This window comes from Streptomyces sp. NPDC088147 (genome assembly GCF_044741565.1).
In the GTDB taxonomy this organism is placed as follows: Bacteria; Actinomycetota; Actinomycetes; order Streptomycetales; family Streptomycetaceae; genus Streptomyces.
The window spans coordinates 531625-548660 of the sequence record NZ_JBIUSY010000006.1 but is presented as its reverse complement, the minus strand read 5'-3'; the positions used below and the strand labels follow the sequence as shown (position 1 = coordinate 548660).

General features: G+C 70.7%; 15 protein-coding genes. 7 read left to right on the top strand and 8 right to left on the bottom strand.

From position 1 onward, the window contains the following. Window positions 1-103: 103 nt before the first annotated feature. The 6 genes from ACIOGX_RS23205 to ACIOGX_RS23180 all read right to left on the bottom strand — a co-directional run bounded on the left by ACIOGX_RS23205 (window position 104) and on the right by ACIOGX_RS23180 (window position 7681). Complete coding sequence (locus ACIOGX_RS23205) at window positions 104-1564, bottom strand: sensor histidine kinase (RefSeq protein WP_401915784.1); 1461 nt, start codon at window positions 1562-1564, stop codon at window positions 104-106. Further along, the gene (locus ACIOGX_RS23200; RefSeq protein ID WP_383963824.1) at window positions 1561-2262 is read right to left on the bottom strand and encodes a response regulator transcription factor; all 702 of its coding nucleotides are present in this window, start codon (window positions 2260-2262) and stop codon (window positions 1561-1563) included. The genes ACIOGX_RS23205 and ACIOGX_RS23200 overlap by 4 nt, the downstream gene beginning before the upstream one ends. After that, window positions 2259-4517 carry an MMPL family transporter gene (locus ACIOGX_RS23195; RefSeq protein ID WP_401915782.1) on the bottom strand — a complete coding sequence of 753 codons (2259 nt, stop codon included), beginning with the start codon at window positions 4515-4517 and terminating at the stop codon, window positions 2259-2261. The genes ACIOGX_RS23200 and ACIOGX_RS23195 overlap by 4 nt, the downstream gene beginning before the upstream one ends. Window positions 4518-4624: 107 nt before the next feature. After that, window positions 4625-4951 carry a DUF4387 domain-containing protein gene (locus ACIOGX_RS23190; RefSeq protein ID WP_401915779.1) on the bottom strand — a complete coding sequence of 109 codons (327 nt, stop codon included), beginning with the start codon at window positions 4949-4951 and terminating at the stop codon, window positions 4625-4627. 2 nt (window positions 4952-4953) lie between these two features. Continuing rightward, window positions 4954-6318 (bottom strand): acyclic terpene utilization AtuA family protein, encoded by a 1365-nt coding sequence (locus ACIOGX_RS23185; RefSeq protein WP_401915776.1) that lies wholly within the window; start codon window positions 6316-6318, stop codon window positions 4954-4956. 1 nt (window position 6319) lies between these two features. Beyond that, window positions 6320-7681: an MFS transporter gene (locus ACIOGX_RS23180; RefSeq protein WP_401915774.1), complete on the bottom strand. Its 1362-nt coding sequence runs from the start codon at window positions 7679-7681 to the stop codon at window positions 6320-6322. Window positions 7682-7784: 103 nt separating this feature from the next. Here ACIOGX_RS23180 and ACIOGX_RS23175 point away from each other — a divergent pair, with 103 nt between their 5' ends. Then, a complete protein-coding gene (locus tag ACIOGX_RS23175) occupies window positions 7785-8498 on the top strand; it encodes a GntR family transcriptional regulator (protein ID WP_401915772.1) in 714 nt (237 codons plus the stop codon). 118 nt (window positions 8499-8616) lie between these two features. Further along, window positions 8617-10452 carry a Na+/H+ antiporter NhaA gene (gene nhaA / locus ACIOGX_RS23170; protein WP_401915917.1) on the top strand — a complete coding sequence of 612 codons (1836 nt, stop codon included), beginning with the start codon at window positions 8617-8619 and terminating at the stop codon, window positions 10450-10452. Window positions 10453-10461: 9 nt separating this feature from the next. Here the strand turns inward: nhaA and ACIOGX_RS23165 are convergent, their stop codons facing one another. Beyond that, window positions 10462-10767, bottom strand: coding sequence for an STAS domain-containing protein (locus ACIOGX_RS23165; RefSeq protein ID WP_401915770.1), 306 nt, complete (start codon window positions 10765-10767; stop codon window positions 10462-10464). A 270-nt stretch (window positions 10768-11037) separates the two neighbouring features. On the opposite strand from ACIOGX_RS23165, the gene ACIOGX_RS23160 reads away from it, so the two are divergent. The 4 genes from ACIOGX_RS23160 to ACIOGX_RS23145 all read left to right on the top strand — a co-directional run bounded on the left by ACIOGX_RS23160 (window position 11038) and on the right by ACIOGX_RS23145 (window position 15100). After that, window positions 11038-12357: a PP2C family protein-serine/threonine phosphatase gene (locus ACIOGX_RS23160; protein ID WP_401761921.1), complete on the top strand. Its 1320-nt coding sequence runs from the start codon at window positions 11038-11040 to the stop codon at window positions 12355-12357. A 7-nt stretch (window positions 12358-12364) separates the two neighbouring features. Beyond that, window positions 12365-14083, top strand: a complete 1719-nt coding sequence (locus ACIOGX_RS23155) for a CHASE3 domain-containing protein (protein ID WP_356508134.1) — start codon at window positions 12365-12367, stop codon at window positions 14081-14083. After that, entirely contained in the window at window positions 14080-14541 is a 462-nt protein-coding gene (locus ACIOGX_RS23150; protein WP_356508132.1) for a response regulator, read from the top strand. The genes ACIOGX_RS23155 and ACIOGX_RS23150 overlap by 4 nt, the downstream gene beginning before the upstream one ends. Before the next feature lie 100 nt (window positions 14542-14641). Continuing rightward, on the top strand, window positions 14642-15100 hold the full coding sequence (locus ACIOGX_RS23145) for an ATP-binding protein (protein WP_129768383.1): 459 nt from the start codon (window positions 14642-14644) through the stop codon (window positions 15098-15100). Window positions 15101-15118: 18 nt separating this feature from the next. Here ACIOGX_RS23145 and ACIOGX_RS23140 read toward each other — a convergent pair whose 3' ends face one another. Continuing rightward, a complete protein-coding gene (locus ACIOGX_RS23140) occupies window positions 15119-16303 on the bottom strand; it encodes a PP2C family protein-serine/threonine phosphatase (protein WP_401915765.1) in 1185 nt (394 codons plus the stop codon). 96 nt (window positions 16304-16399) lie between these two features. Here ACIOGX_RS23140 and ACIOGX_RS23135 point away from each other — a divergent pair, with 96 nt between their 5' ends. Beyond that, window positions 16400-16915, top strand: a complete 516-nt coding sequence (locus ACIOGX_RS23135; RefSeq protein ID WP_356508128.1) for a MarR family transcriptional regulator — start codon at window positions 16400-16402, stop codon at window positions 16913-16915. Window positions 16916-17036 lie beyond the last annotated feature (121 nt).

The window sequence follows — 17036 nt, the reverse complement described above, 5'->3', positions numbered from 1 at the left end:
GGAGGTCCTTTCGAACGAGGCCGGGCGGTTGCCGCCCGCGGGGACCCGCCCCGGGGGGCGGGGGAGACCCTACGATCGTCCCCCTCCGGCCCGTTTTCTCCCGTTATTCCCGCTCTCGCGGAGACCGGGACGTGTCGGCGACGGGCGATCTGACGGGCAGTGTGACCGCGACCGTCGTTCCGGCACCGGCCCGGGACCTGATGTCCACGGTTCCGTGGTGGGCGTGGACGATGGCGCGCACGATGGACAGACCGAGTCCCGAGCCGCCGTGGGCGCGGCCCCGGCCGGAGTCCGCCCGCCAGAAACGGTCGAAGACACGGGCGAGGTCGTCCGGCGGGATACCCGGGCCCCGGTCGATGACTTCGACGGTCGCGCGGGATCCGGTCCGTTCGACGGCGACGTGGATGGCCGTACCGGGCGGGGTGTGCTGGATCGCGTTGCCGACGAGGTTGTGAAGGACCTGCTGGAGCCTGGGCCGGTCCCCGGTCACCCGGACCGGCAGGGGCGCGTGGAGGTGAAGGGCCCGGTCCGGGGCGACGACACCGGCGTCCTGGACGACATCGGTGGCCAGGCTCCGCAGTTCGACCTCGCAGGTCTCCAGTGGCCGGCCGGCGTCGAGACGGGCGAGCAGGGACAACTCCTCGACGAGGAGCCGCATTCTGCCGACCTCGCCGTCGACCCGCTCCAGCGCCCGGTTCAGCTCGGCGCCCGTGGTCAGACCGCCCTGGTGGTAGAGGTCCAGCCAGCCGGAGATGGTGGCCAGCGGTGTGCGCAGCTCGTGAGAGGCGTCGGCGGCGAAGGCGCGGATATTGCTCTCCGCGCGGGCCTGCGCGTCGAACGCGTGGTTGACGGCGATGGCCAGACGGGCTGTTTCGGTGTGTTTCCCGTGCGTGGGGAGCCGTTGGTTCAGAGCTCCGGAGGCGATGGCGTCCGCGGTGTCCGCCATCCGGCCGAGAGGACGCAGCCCGATCTTCAGGATGAACAGCGCGGTGGCGCCACCCAGGACCAGCGTGAGACCGACGGTGGTGGCCTGACCGGAGACGAAGTCGGCGACGGTCATCCGGTCGATGTCCGTTCTCATGGTCAGGATGACGGCGGAGGCCGCCACCCGCCGTTCGCCCGTGTCGACGGTCAGTCCGGCGGTGGGGATGCGCAGGGCGATCAGGTCGGGGAGTGCTTCGGCGTCGGTGAAGGAGACGGTCCGGTCGAGCCGTCCCGCGGTCAGCTCGTTGATCGTGCCGGGGACGCCGGTTCCCGCCTGTGCGGCGACGGTGCCGCCGACGCTGATGACCGTGATGCCGAGGATCGGCTCGACCAGGGCGGCCAGTTGCCCGCCGTTGACCGTCTGGGGCTGTCCGTCCAGCATGCGGTGAACGCGGTCGCCGGCTTCGCTCAGGGTGACTTCCGCGCGGTGCCGCAGATAGTCGCGCAGGGTCAGGGCGCTGATGGCGGAGTTGCCGACGAGCCCGGCGGCCAGCAGGACGATGACGCCGACGAGGAGCCGTCCGCGAAGGGTCGCCGGCCGCCGGGACGCGAACGTGGGGAGCCACGCGGGTCTCTTCATCCGGCGGGGCGGCGCAGGCTGTAGCCGATACCGCGGACGGTGTGCAGCAGGGGTTCACGCCCCTGGTCGAGCTTCCGCCGCAGATTGGAGATGAATCGCTCGACGACGACGGAGTCGCCGCCGAAGTCGTACTGCCAGACAGCTTCGAGGATCTGGGATCTGGTCATCACATGTCCGGGGTGGGAGAGGAGGAAGCGCAGCAGCCGGAATTCGGTGGGGGACAGGTCGACCCGGTCGCCGGCGCGGTGGACGGTGTACCGGCGCTCGTCGAGTTCGAGATCGGCGTAGCGGAGGATGCCGTCGTCGACGCCGCTCGCGGTGCCGCGCGAACGGCGGATGAGGGCCTGTAGACGGGCCCCGACCTCCACCACGCTGAAGGGTTTGGTGACGTAGTCGTCGCCGCCGAGGCGCAGGCCCCGGACACGGTCCTCGATGGCGTCCCTGGAGGTCAGGAACAGCACCGGTGTGGTGACCCCGCGCGAACGGATCAGCTGGAGGACATCGAAGCCGTCCCCGCCCCCGGGCAGGCCCACGTCGAGGACGACGGCGTCGGGGGCGTGCCGGGAGAGCCCGTCCAGGGCCTCGGGCACATCACGGGCGAGGCGGACGTCGAAGCCCGCGTAGCGCAGGGCCGAGGTCAGCAGATCGCGGATGCCCGCGTCGTCGTCCACGACGAGGACCGTGTCCGGGGTGCTCATGGCGAGACGTCCTGGGCAGCGGTGCGGTCCGGTTCCGCGATCACCGGTTCGGTCGCCGGGTGAAGCCGCGGTACGACAGTTTCCGGCCGTACGTCTTCGAGCCGCGCGCCCTCGACATCGAGATCGGGCAGCCAGGCGTCCAGACGGCGGGGCAGCCACCAGGCGCGGTCACCGAGCAGGGCCAGAACGGCCGGGACCAGTGTCATCCGTACGACGAAGGCGTCGATGAGCACGCCGACGGCCAGCGCGAGGGCGATCGGCATGATCGTGGCGTCATGGGTGAACAGGAAGCTCGCGAACACCGCGACCATGATCAGCGCGGCGGCGGTGACCACCCGGGAGGCGTGCTGGGCCCCGCCGGTGATGGCAGCGCGCGCCCGCCGGGTCCTGACGTACTCCTCGCGCACGGCCGAGACGAGGAAGACCTCGTAGTCCATGGCCAGACCGAACAGTACGGCCATCACGATGATCGGGACGAAGCTGGCGACCGGCCCCGTCGTGGGCACCCCGAGGGTGTCGGCGAGCCACCCCCACTGGAATACGGCGACGATCGCGCCGAACGAGGCGCCCACCGACAGCAGGAAGCCGATCGTGGCCTTGACGGGAATGGCGAGGGAGCGGAAGGCGGCCATCAGAAGCAGCAGCGAGAGTCCGGCCACCACGGCTCCGAACGGCAGCAGCGCGCCGCTGAGTTTGGCGGAGACCTCGATACTGACGGCGGTCTGTCCGGTCACCGCGATGTCGCTGCTTGTCAGGGCGGCGATCGGAGCGGTGCGCTCCTGGAGCCGGGTGACCAGGTCGCCGGTGGCCGGATCGCGGGGACCGGTCGCCGGGATGACCTGCACCCGGGCCGCGGCGCCGTCGGGGGAGTAGTCGGCGGGGCCGACGCTCGCGACACCGGGTACGTCGGCGATCTGTTCGGCGACGCTGTCACCGGTCGGCTTCAGTGTGCCAGGCGGCGCGCCGGTCACCAGGACCACCAGGGGACCGTTGGCACCGGGGCCGAACGCCTCGCTGATCCTGTCGTAGCTCTGACGTGCCGCCGTACCGCGCGGTTCGGTGCCGTCGTCGCTCAGCGCCAGCTGGAGTCGCGTGGCGGGGAGCGCGAGGACCGCGAGGCCCAGGGCGACGGCGACCACCGTCCGCCAGGGATGGCGTACGACGCCCCCGACCCAGCGGGCGCCCATCGTGGGCCGGCCGTCGGAAGCGGCGGCACGCCGGATCCTGTGCGCGGCCCGCGAGCGGGGACCCGGCCGGAGCCGTTCGCCGGCCAGCGCCAGCAGAGCCGGCAGCAGCCCCAGGGACATGGCGACCGCGACGGCCACCGCCGCCGCGGCGCTGAGGCCCATGGAGGTGAGCACCGGTACCCCGGCGACCGTCAGACCGGCCAGCGCGATGATCACGGTCAGCCCGGCGAAGGCCACGGCGCCGCCGGCTGTCGCGGTCGCGTGGGCCGCCGCTTCCTTGACGCCGCGGCCCCGGGCCAGTTCCGTACGGTGGCGCGAGACGATGAACAGGGCGTAGTCGATGCCCACGGCCAGCCCCAGCATCACCGCCAGCGTGGGCGCCTTGTCCGAGATCCCGGCCACGGAGGACAGCCCCACAAGCCCCGCCATACTGGCCGCGACCGAGGCCAGGGCCGTGATCAGGGGCATGCCCGCCGCGAGCAGCGACCCGAAAGTGACGGCGAGGACGGCCAGCGCGACCAGCACGCCGACCCCCTCCATCGGCCCGACCGGAGCGCTGGACCGCTTGTAGGCGTCGCCGCCGAAGACCACGTCGATTCCGGCGGCTCGACTGCCCGCGGCGGTGTCCTCCAGCGCGTTCAGCTCCGCCGCCCCGATGTCGGTGTCCTTCGGCACCGAGAACTCGACCTGGGCCACGGCCGTCCGCCCGTCGCCGGAGACGGCCCCCGTGCGGGCCGGATCGCTGACCGAGGTCACTCCTGGGACGGTGGCGGCGGCGCTGAGCGTGCGCTTGAGGGCGCCGGCCTTCGAGGGGGCCTTCAGCGTGGTGCCCGCGGGTGCTTCGAAGACGATCCGCGCGGACTGCCGGCCGGAGGCGCCGAAGTGGCGGTCCATCCTCTCCAGCGCGCTCCGCGCGGTGGAGCCGGGGATCTCCGAGCTCGACTCGAAGGTGCCGGAGAACGTGAGCCCCAGGGCCGCTGTCGAGGCGATGACGAACAGCCACGCGGCCAGCACGGCACGGCAGTTGCGCACCGCGAACGCGCCCCATCGATGGAGCAGGGAAGCCATGGTCACAGCCTCTTTCCGGGAGGGAGGGGAAGAACGTCCTCATCAAAGGACGGCCGGTTGACGGCACCCCTCACCTCGGCCTGACGATTGCTTGACGGCCTCGGCCGTCACACCGGACGGCCGGGATCCGGCAGCTTCATCTCCAGCAGCGGCGCGTACTGCTGACCGGCGTAGCAGTCCGAGTCGCGCACGCTGCCCTGGACGGTGGGTCTCGGCAGCGACACCTTGACGGCGAGGGCGAGCGGGTGCGCGATGACCCGGACCTCGGAGACATCGGTGTCGAACAGGTCGGCGAACAGAGCGGTGCTGAGCACGTCGAGAGCCACCAGCGACCGGTAGGTGTGCTCGTCGTGGCACATGAAGTCGAAGGTGAGGGTGAACGGTCCGGCGTTCTTGGAGCGGACCAGGGAGCAGTAGTCGAGCAGGGTGGCCATCGTTATCGGATCTCCTCGGTCGTTGTGCGGAACAACTCGGTGGGGCCGACCCCGACCGCGACATGGTTGAGGGTGAAGCGGTACAGCGGCCCCCGGTCCGTCTCGGGCGGCGAGAACGGGTAGGCGATCGTGCTGACCATCCCCTCGTACTCGGGAAGGGGCAGATGGGAACTCGCGTGCGCGACGAAGGTGCTCACCGCGTGCGCGGTGCTCTGATCGGGTGCGGTCACCGTGATCAGCACGCCGAGTTCGGCGGGGTCCAGGACCGCGGGCTCATGCGCGCCGAGGACCGCCCCGGCCCCGTAGAGCCGGTAGTCGATGTCGACGTCGGCCGGGTCGATCCGGCCGTCGAACACGTCCAGGATCTTGGCGTCGAAGTAGGCGCGGGCCATGGGCAGCAGCTCGGGGAGCCGGTCGATCACGACCTTGTCCCGGATCCCGCCGATCATCACGGTCTGATGACCGGCCAGTTGGGCGCCCTCCAGCTTGACGGTGTACTCCGGCGACGGGTGGTACAGCGCCCCGGCGACCCGTACGGTGCGCTCGTCGACGGCCGTGTAGCGGGCATGGGTGGTGTCCAGGACCCCGGACGGCTCGGTGATCAGATACGGGTCGGCGTTCTCGTACAGGGTGTGAGCGGCGACCGAGCGCGGCGTGAGCCGGGTGCCCGGCAGCAGCGTCTCGACATCGAAGTGATCGTCACGGAGGCGGACCAGCAGCCCGTTGGCGGACGGGGGTATGGCGCAGGCCGCGCCGCATTCGACGGTCTTGGCCGCGTGCCAGGTCAGCCCGGGGTCGGCGCCGTGCAGATGGGGATACGCGGCGAACAGCGCGGTGTCACTGGCCCGTCCGGCGAGGATCACGTCACACCCCTCGCGCAGCGCCTGCTGGAGGGGCTCGACGCCCATCATGGCGACGACGGGCCCCAGCCCGAAGGTGTCACGGTCGATGGCGGGCGCGTGTGGAAGGGCACGGATCCGTCCGGCGTCCCACAGACCCTGGAGACGGTCCGCCGACTGGTCGGAGTAGATCAGGCCGAGGGTGAAGCGCAGGCCCTCCTCGGCGGCGATGCGGCGCAGCAGCCCGGCGGTCCAGTCCACCCCGGTGTCCCGCCCGCTGGTCCCGCACGAGCCGATGATCAGCGGTACGCCCAGCTCCTGACGGGCCCTCAGCAGTAGCCGCAGATCGCGTACGACCGCCTCGGCCGACAGCTTCGACACCCCGGAGCCGAGGGCCGCGGGTCCGCTGTCGGTCGACCCGGCGTCACAGGCGATCACCTGCGGACGGGCGGCGACGCCGCGCCGGAAGGCGTCCGCGTCGAAACCCGCGCCGAGGACTCCGGTGGGCGCGAGGATACGGAATTCCATGTCAGTGGCTCTCTGTCGAAGAAGGGGGAGGTGTCGAAGAGGGGGGAGGTGATGAGGCGGGAACGTCCGCGGCGTCCGGGCAGGCGTCCTCGCCGCCGGTACGACCGACGGGGGTGATACGGCTGATACGGGTGAGGGCGAAGAGTGCCAGGGCCGCGACGAGCGCGACATCGAGCAGGAGATACGTCCAGCCGGTGAGGTCGACGAGCGAGCCGACCAGGGCCGGCCCGAGGGCGGAGCCGGTGGCGTTGCCGACGCCGTACAGCGCGGTGTAGGTGCCCAGGACCCTGCGGGACGGGGCGAGATCCCACAGCACGACGACGGCGTTGACGGAGAACGCGGCGTAGCCGACGGCACCGAGCACGACCGCCGCGCTCGTCCCGAGCGGCGTACGGACCAGCACGCCCAGCACCATCGCGCCGATGAACAGCACCAGGCCCCAGCGGATGAGCCGGAGCCGGCCCACCCGTCCCGCGAGCAGGGCGACGGGAAACGCCGCGATGATGAACGCGAGCCCGCCCGGCAGCCCGAGCCCGCCGGCCCGGCCCTTGGTCAGCCCGAGGACCTCCGTGCCGTACGGGGTCATCAGGGCCCGTGAGGCGGCCCAGGCACCCGCCACAAGGAAGACGACGGTGAGCATCCATACCCGGCCGCGGTCGCGGTCACGCAGCAACTCGCCCAGCACGTCGCGCAGTCGGGCCGACGCCGGCCCGTTGGGCGCGACGGTGTCCGCGACCGCCTCCTGATAGGCGGGCGCGCGCTGTTCCTTGACGGTCAGTACGAGAACGCCGACGGCCGCGATCATCAGCAGGGCGGGGACCGCGAACGCCAGCTTCAGATCGTGGTCCACGAGCAGGACGCTCACCAGTGAGGAGACGACGATCGTCAGACTGGCCGCGATCCTGGTGAGCGCGTTGGCCTTGCTGCGGTGTTCGGCGGCGACGAAGTCCGGCATCAGCGCCTCGGCCACGGGTTTATAGCTGTTGGCGACCAGCGCGTACAGGAACATCACCGCCAGCAGCGCGGGGAACGAGGTGGTGAACGGAAGGGCCATGAACAGCACGGCCGCGACCGGTGTGCCGGCCACGATGTAGGGGATCCGCCGGCCCCATCGGGTGCGGGTGCGGTCGGACCTGCTGCCCATCCATGGCTGGACGAAGATGCCCAGGACGTTGTCCAGGCCCATCAGCAGCCCGATCAGGGCCGCGCTGGAGACATGGTTCCTGAGAAGGGGCGGTACCTGCGCGTCATAGAAGTTCCAGGTGGACTCCTGGGCGAAGACGGCCAGTGATATCAGGGCGGGGACCCGCCAGCTGAAGGGTGTCCGGCCGGTGAGGGAGACGGGAGGGGTGCGGCTCGGCATGAAAGCTCCCGGAGAGGGTGGATCTCATGGATCGATGCTATAGCAAGTTTCACAGAGATGAATTTTGCTATGTGCGATGCCGGGATCGTGTAGCATCGCGGGCATGGTGGTCAAGGTCCTCGGCGAGCTGAAGAACGAAACACTGGCCGACCGCGCGTACGCCGCTCTGCGGGACGCCATCGCGGTGGGGGAGTTGGAGCGGGGAGCGCGCATCACGGAGCGCGGTCTCGCCGCCATGCTGTCCGTCAGCCCCACACCCGTACGGGAAGCGCTGCGCCGGCTGGAGCAGGACCGCCTCGTCGAACGGACCGGGCCACGCACTCTGCGCGTCGCGGAGCTCGCCCCCTCCACGCCCGAGGAGATCTCCGAGGTCGAGGCCGCGCTGCGCGGCCTCGTGGCGCGCTTCGCCGCCACGAAGGCGACCGACGCGCAACTGGACGGCCTGGACGCCCTGTTGGACGAAGCCGACGAGATCGCGCTCACGATCGACCAGCGCCAGGGAGCGGGGCTCTCCGTCGCGTCGCAGGTGCCCGCGCTGATGGCTGTCCTGCGCTCCTTCGACGCCGCGCTGGAGGAGGCCTGCGGCAACCCCGTACTGACCGCGCTGCTCGCCCAAACCCGGGTCTTCACCCCGCGGGAGCGCGTCGAACGGACCCTGGAACGGCTGGACAGCGCGGAGTTCGGCGCGGAGGACCGCTACCTCCAGCACCGCCGTCTCGTACAGGCACTGCGCGCCCACGACAGCGCGGCCGCCGAAGCGCTCGCGCAGCACCATGTGGCGACGGCCCTGGCCGGCCTGCGCGCGCGGCGGGACTGAGCCGGGCCGGGCCCGGTTCCCCCGGCGGGCCGTCGCGCCGGGGCCGCAGGAGAATGGCGAGGTGACTGTGGACCCGGCGCTCCCGAACCTCTCCGGCCAGACCGAGCGCGGCGACGAGATGCGCACCCCGTTGCGTGACTTCCTGCGTACGGAGACGGGCAGCGCGGCCGTCCTGCTCGCCGCGGCCCTCGCGGCGCTCGTCTGGGCCAACGCGGGCCCGGGTACGTACGAGGAGTTCTGGCGGACGGTGCTCTCGGTCCGTATCGGCTCCGCCGGGATCTCGCTGGGGCTGCGCGAGTGGGTGAACAGCGGACTCATGACGCTGTTCTTCTTCGTCGTCGGGCTGGAGGCCCGCCGTGAGTTCGACATGGGGGAACTGCGCGAACGGAAACGGGTCACGCTCCCGGTGCTCGCCGGCGTCAGCGGCATGCTCGTACCGGTCGCCGTCTTTCTCGCCTTCAACGCCGGGCACGCCTCGGTGCACGGCTGGGGCGCCGCCATGTCCACGGACACGGCGTTCGCGCTCGGCATGCTCGCGGTCTTCGGCAGGCGGCTGCCGCGCGGGCTGCGGATCTTCATCCTGACCGTCGCCGTCGTGGACGACTTCGTGGCGCTCGCCGTGATCGCGGTCGCCTACAGCGGGCGCGTCCATCTGGTCGCGCTGATCGTGGCCGTGCTGATCTTCGGTCTCGTCCTGCTGCTGCGGACCTGGGGAGTGCGCCGGGGCGTGGTGTACGGCGTGCTGGCGGTGGCCATCTGGGTGGCGATGCTGGAGTCCGGGGTCGACCCGGTCGTCACCGGTCTCGCGATGGGCCTGGTGACCTTCGCGTACCCCGCCTCGCGCAGCGATCTGGAGCGGGCGAGCGGACTGTTCCGGCTCTTCCGCGAACAGCCGACACCGGAGCTGGAACGCACGGCGCGGCAAGGGATCGCCTCGGCGATCTCACCGAACGAGCGGCTCCAGCGCATGTACCACCCCTGGACGAGCTATGTGATCGTGCCCGTGTTCGCGCTCGCCAACGCCGGTATCACCATCAGCGGAACCCAGCTGGCGCGGGCCTTCGAGTCGCCGATCACCCTCGGCATCCTGTGCGGCTACGTACTGGGCAAACCCCTCGGCATCCTCGGCTCCTCGCTGCTGACGACCCGGCTGAGCCACGGGCGGCTGCGCCCCCCGGTCGGCTGGGGCGCCATCACGGCCGGCGGCACCCTCGCCGGTGTCGGCTTCACGGTCTCGCTGCTGATCGCCACCCTCGCCTTCGACAGCGAACAGCTGGAGCAGGCCAAGATCGGCATTCTCGCCGCGGTGATCTGCTCGTTCGCCACCACCTGGCTCGTCACACGCGTGATCGGAGCGCTGCCCCGGCAGCGGCGGATCCAGGCCCTGCTGGGCAGCGCCGAGGAGATCGTCGATCTCTCCGAACCGGTGGACCCGGACCGCGACCATGTGCGCGGACCGCGCGAGGCACCGGTGACCGTGGTCGAGTACGGCGACTTCGAATGCCCGTTCTGCGGGCAGGCCGAGCCGGTGATCCGCGAGCTGCTCGCCGATTTCGGGGACGTCCGGTACGTCTGGCGTCATCTCCCGCTCAACGACGTCCACCCGAACGCCCAGCTCGCGGCGGAGGCCGCCGCGGCCGCGGCGGAACAGGGCGCCTTCTGGGAGATGCACGATCTGCTGCTCGGCCGCCAGGACGCCCTGCGCCCCTCCGACCTGCTCGGCTACGCGGAGGAGCTCGGACTGGACACGGACCGCTTCCACCGGGATCTGCGGTCGCACAAGGGGTCCGCGCGAGTCGCCGAGGATGTCGAGAGCGCCGATACGAGCGGTGTGTCGGGCACTCCCACGTTCTTCGTCAACGGACGACGCCATCAGGGCGCGTACGACATCGACGCCCTCACCGCCGCCGTACGCGCCGCGAAAGCACGGTCCGTCCTGGCCGGGCCGCCCTGATCCGGCCGGTCAGCCGGGCCCGCCCTCGCCGGTCGGGGTATGCCGTCCGGTCAGGATGAGACGGACGTCATCGGCCTCCGCGAGACGTCTGATGATCAGCAGCGCGGCCAGCCCCGTGGAGTCCCCCGTCATGGCGGGACCGCAGTGCAGCTCCAGCCGGCTCACGCCCCGGTGGACGCGCAGCAACTGCCGTACGGTGTCCACCACTTCGTACGAGGTCTCGTCGTCCATCTCGCCGTCGAGCCGCACCTCGACCGTGTCGGAGCGGGGGGTGGTGACGATGATGGTCAGCGGATCGGGAGAAGAAGGGGTCATAGCGGCATACCGGGCGTCCTGGCGAGGTGATTCTCGGCACTGCGGCCCAGCACCGTGGTCCTACGCAACGGTCCTCCCCCGCGGCGCGGGGCGCAATCCCCTCCAGCCGGGATCGATCCATTCGCGAGCGAACCTGTCCTGACCTGGCATTTGTCCACGGAACGGCGCACCGCCGCGGGGGTGCCGCGCGGATCGGCGCTCCGGTTGTCGCATATGCTTCCCGCCGGAACGGCGCTGGTCGAACAGCGCCGCCGGGTGAGGGGGTGGAGTGTGGCCGAGTTGCCCGTGGGCCTCTCGTCGCGGACCGCGCGTCCCGCGCGGGGCCGGCGTACCGGCGGGATCATCACCACGCCCGCGCCGCCCCCCGACGTGTCGCAGAGCGCCGCCGCGGTCGCACGCGACTCCCTCTGGTCCGTCGACGCCGAGATCCTGCTCGTGGAGGACGACGCGGGCGACGCGCTGCTCGTCGAGGAGATGCTCACCGACAGCGACCTCGATTCCTCTTTCACCTGGTGCCAGTCACTGGCCGAGGGGCAGCGCTTCCTCACCGGCCGCACCACCCCCGTCTGTGTCCTGCTCGATCTCCATCTGCCCGACGTGCACGGCGTCGATGCCGTCACCCGTATCCTCCGCACGGCCCCGGACGCCGCCATCGTGGTCCTGACGGGCATGGCGGAGGGCGAAGCCGGGCTCGCGGCCGTGGCGACCGGTGCGCAGGACTATCTCGTCAAGGGGAGGATCGACCCGGAGGCGTTGGGCAGGGCTGTTCGCTACGCCCTCCAGCGCAAGCAGGTCGAACAGGCGACCGCCGCGCTGCGCGCGAACGAGCTGATGGCCAAGGAGAACGCCCGGCTCGAACGCGGACTGCTGCCCGTTCCGCTGCTGCGCGGAGACGACTTCGAGGTGATCGCCCGGTACGAGCCCGGACGCGCCCACGGTCTGCTGAGCGGTGACTTCTACGACGTCGTCCAGACCGAGGACGGCGCGGTGCACGCGGTGATAGGGGACGTATCGGGGCACGGCGCCGCGGAAGCGGCCCTCGGGGTCTGTCTGCGGGTCGCCTGGCGTACGGCCGTACTGTGCGGGACCGAGCCGCAGGACCTGGTCCCGCTCCTGGAGGAGATCCTCGTCGCCGAACGGTCCGACCACCATCTCTTCACCACCGTCAGCTCGCTGGTATTCCCGCCCGGTGGCCGGGAGGTACGGGTCGTACGCGCGGGCCATCCGGGTCTGCTCGTCCGGGATCGCGGCGAGGTCCGCTGGGAGGAGCCGCCCGTCGGCATGGCCCTCGGTCTGCTGCCGGGCACGGGAAGCTGGACCGAGACCACGCTTCCGCTGCCGCCCGGCGGCCAGGTGGTGGTCTTCACCGACGGCCTGTTCGAAGGACGTACGGGTCCCACGACCCGGCTCGGGGAGGACGGTCTGCTCGAAGTGGCCGGACGGCACAGCGCGCTGCCGGCGAACGCCTTCGTCGACACACTGATCGAAGAGGCCGCCGAGGGCGCGGCCCCCTACGGCGGACTCGCGGACGATGTGGCCGTCCTCCACCTGGGCTGGGGCGAAACAGGGAGAGCGAGGACGACATGGTGAGCACGACATGGTGAGCACGACCCCCCGCCGGGCCCCGGGATGGCGCGAGGTGAGCGCCCGGCTGTCGGTACAGGGCTGGATGCGGCTGATTCTGGCCGCCCTGGTGCTGGTGGTCTGCGGCTGCACCGTCGTCGGCGGTCTGCTGCTGTCGAGGACGAACGACCGCACCAACGAGATCGTCGACCATATCCAGCCCGCCCGCTCCAGCGCGTTCCAGTTGCAGAAGTCCCTGCTGGACCAGGAGACCGGCGTGCGCGGCTTCGCGCTGACCGCCGATCCGTCCTTCCTCACGCCGTACGAGCAGGGCCGCCGGGACGAGCGGACGTTCACCCGGCGGATCGACTCCATCCTGGCGTCCGACTCCCCGTTGCACGCGGACCTCGCCCGCATCACCCACGCCGCGGAACGGTGGCGGCGCGAGGCGGCGGAACCGCTCATCGCGTCCGTACGGACACGGGGCGCCGAGGCGGCCTCGGCGGACCGGGTGACGGGGAGCAAGGCACGGTTCGACGAACTGCGTGACCTCTTCGCCCTGCAACAGAGCCATCTCGACACGGCCAGGGACCAGGCGCGGGCGGAGCTCAACGGCGCCCGCTCGCTGCGCGACGCCGTGTTCGTCGCGATCCTCGCCTTCTTCGTCCTGGCGGTCGTGGGCCTCGCCCTCGTACTGCACCACATGGTGGGCCGGCCGCTGAACGCCCTGCGGACCGCGTCCGACGACGTACGCGCCGGGGCGTTCGACCGGCGCATCCAGGTCGGAGGCCCGTCCGATCTCCGGTCCGTGGGCGCCGCCGTCGAGGACATGCGAGCGCGCCTCGCCGACGAGATCGCCGCGACGCGCTCGCGTGAGGCCCTGCTCGCCGAACAGGCCGAGGAACTGCGCCGCTCGAACTCCGAGCTGGAGCAGTTCGCGTATGTCGCCTCGCACGACCTCCAGGAGCCGCTGCGGAAGGTCGCCTCGTTCTGCCAGCTGCTGGAGAAGCGTTACGGCGATCAGCTGGACGGCCGCGGCAAGCAGTACATCGACTTCGCGGTCGACGGCGCCAAGCGCATGCAGGTGCTGATCAACGATCTGCTCACCTTCTCCCGGGTGGGACGGGTCCATGACACGTGGCGGACCGTCGAGCTGGACGCGTCCCTGGACCGCGCGCTGGCCAATCTGGCCCTGGTGATCGAGGAGGAGGACGTCACGGTCGTACGGGACGACCCGCTGCCCGAGGTGACCGGCGATCCGACCACACTCACCATGCTGTGGCAGAACCTGGTGGGCAACGCGATCAAGTTCCGCAGGCCCGACGTACCCTGCCGGATCACCATCGGATGCACGCGCGACGGCGACATGTGGCAGCTGACCGTCTCGGACAACGGCATCGGTGTCGCGCCCGAGTTCGCCGAGAAGGTCTTCGTCATCTTCCAGCGGCTCCACGCCAGGGACGAGTACGAGGGAACCGGCATCGGTCTCGCGCTCTCGCGCAAGATCGTCGAGTTCCACGGCGGCCGGATCCGGCTGGAGCCGGGACCGGAGGGCGGCACGTGTATCCCCTTCACGCTGCCCGTCATCGAAGAGGCCGACGAATCCGGGGAACCGGTGACGACGGCGGAGAATACGGAGGAGCGGAGACCGGAAGAAGCACGGACAGGGACACAGAACCCCGAGCTGTCCGCGGGCGAGCGGGCCGGTGACGGCGACGTACCAGCGACCACCCCACCGGGAGTCACCTCATGAACAGCACGACCGGACCGAACCCCTCCGTACAGCCGATCGAGGTCCTCCTCGTGGAGGACGACGCGGGCGACGAGCTGATGACCCGTGAGGCGTTCGAGGACAACAAGATCCGCAACACCCTCCATGTGGCGCGCGACGGGGAGGAGGCCCTCGACTTCCTGTACCGGCGCGGTGCCTATGAGAACGCGCCACGGCCGGATCTCGTCCTGCTCGACCTCAATCTGCCGAAGTACGACGGACGCCAGGTGCTGGAGCGGATCAAGACGGATCCCGATCTCGCGCACATCCCCGTCGTCGTACTGACCACCTCGTCCGCCGAGGAGGACATCCTCCGCAGCTACAAACTGCACGCCAACGCGTATGTGACCAAGCCGGTCGACCTGGATCAGTTCATCGCCGCGGTCCGGCAGATCGACGAGTTCTTCGTGAGCGTGGTTCGCCTCCCGGGGCGTACGTGACCCCCTTCACGAAACCGGTGAGCATACCGACGGCGTGTGGGGGCATAAGGGGATCCAGAAGGGGGCCCCGATCGCCCTCACAGGTGCGCGGGGAAGAAATATGAACGAACGGTCCATCGACGGTGCCGCATTCACGGACGCCGTGCGGCCACTGCGCAAGGCGGCCGAATTCAGTGGAGAGCCCGGCTGTATCGCCGCGGCCAGGATGCTCGCCGTCCGCTTCCTGCAACAGCTGGAGGCGGAGTGGTTCGCCGCGCTCGGGGAGCGCACGACAGGAGACCTGCTGCTCGTCGTCAGCGAGCTGGTCACCAACGCCGAGCGGCACAGCCATGGACCGTATCTGCTGGAGCTGGAGGGCACGGACCAGCAGGTGCTCGTCACGGTGTACGACAGCAGCACGACCCTCCCGCACCGCTACGAGCGGGACCCCGGCCGACTGGGCGGACACGGTCTGGAGATCGTCCACGCGCTGGCCGACCGCCTCAGCGCCGAACGGGTCCCGGTCGGCAAGCGCGTCCAGGCCGCCTTCGACCTGGAGCGCCGCCGGGTGTCGACCTGACCCCGTGAGGCCCGTCCCCTACCCCTCCGCCCCGCACTCCTCCGTCCTGCCGAACCAGTCCAGGCAGAGCACCAGCGCGTCGTCCGTCGACTCGGTCTCGCGATAGGCGGCCAGCTCGCGGAGCACCGCGCGCGGCACCATCGCCGCGGGCAGCAGACTCGTCGAGCTGATCGCCCGCGCCAGTGCCCGTTCCCCGTAGACCTCTCCCCGGGGCGAGACCGCCGCGTACACCCCGTCACTGACGAACAGCAGCCGGTCACCCGGCATCACCTGGAACGTCTGCGCCACATAGTCCGACTCCTCGAACATGCCGAGCGGCAGCTGCGCGTCGAGCGCGATGCGCTCCACGATCTTGTCCCGCTGCCGCCACAGCCGCGGCGAACCGGCGTCCACCGCCTCGACCCGTCCCGTGGCGAGCTCGAACCGGAGCAGCAGCGTGGACACGTACGACGCGCCCCGGTGCTGCTCGTACAGCGCCTGGTCCGCCAGCGACGCCTGGTCCGCGATTCCGATCCCGGCCCGGCGGGCATTGCGCAGGGCGTTGACGGCGAGATTGGTGAGCAGGGACGCCTGGATCCCCTCGCCCATTCCATTGGTCACCGCGAGCGTCAGCTCGTCGGCGTCCGCCGCCCAGTCGAAGTTGTCGCCGTGGATGGCGTAGGCGGGCTCCAGCTGCGCGCCGATGGCGTACTCCCGCGCGGTACAGGCCCGCGCCGGGAGCAGCTCCCACTGCATCTCGGCCGCCAGCGTCAGCCGGGCCGTCCGGCGCGCCCGCTGGTAGAGATCGGTGTCCCGCTCGGCCACCAGGAGCTCGTGGCCGAGCAGCTCGGCCACCTGCGTCAGATCCTCCACGGTGTCCGGGGTGGAGCGTTCGCCCGGCAGCCGGACCGTGAGAATGCCGAGCCGCTCGCCGCGGACGGTGACCGGCAGATGGTGGTCCACCGCGTCCCCGTGCCGCACCTGCTGCTCGCGCGGCTCCTGGCTGCCGAAGGCCCGGCCCTCCGGGGAGTTGTGCAGTGACAGCGTCGGTGCCGGCGGCCGCCGCTCGGCGCGGCCGGTGACCGCGTCGACCCGCTGGAGCACCGTGAGTCCGTAGTCCGCGAGATAGAGCTGTACGGATGCCGCGCCGTATGCCGTGGCGAGCGCGCCACGGAGCGCGTCCACCAGGGCATGCGGCGCCGCTGAGCGGACCGCTCTTTCCACATCCGCGAGTAGAGTCACTGTCGTTCAGGCCTTCTTCTTCCAGGGGCGGATCCGTCCGGGCTGACAAAGGCCCATCGCGGATGAAAGGGTGGATCGATGTCCCGTTTCACCGGTCAGCCGTACCCGAGCGAACAGGTCGCCGAGGCCGCCTGCGCCGCCTCGGAGCTGCTTGAGGTGCTGTGGGGGCGTGGTCAGGAGGCCGCGCCGTCCGGACCGGTCTCGCCTTCCCAACTACGGGCCCTTCTCGTCATCGAAAAGCGCGAGGGCGCGAATCTGCGCGCGCTGGGAGAGGTCCTCGGCTCGCGTCCTTCCTCGTTGAGCAGGCTCTGCGACCGGATGGAGGCCATGGGGCTGGTGGTCCGTTCGCCCAGCCCGACGAGCCGGCGTGAGGTCGAGCTGAGGCTGAGCCTCCGGGGTCACCAGGTGCTGGACGAGTACCGCGCCTTCCGTACCCGTGAGGTCGGACTCGTGCTGGAGCAGATGGATCCCTCGGACATCATGACGCTCACGGAGGGCCTGGCGGCGTTCCGCGCGGCGGCGAACGAGCGTCTCGGAGCCGTGGACGGCGCACCCGCCGATTCCGGACGGAGCCACGTGGCGGACAGCGCGTAGCTTCATTCAGGCCCACTTCCTGGCTGGGACACACTCAGCGTCGTGCACGGGTGTTGTGCGGAAACAGTGAACAGATTGTTGCGCAGGAGGGAATGTTGTCAAATGGCAACTATCACTTCTA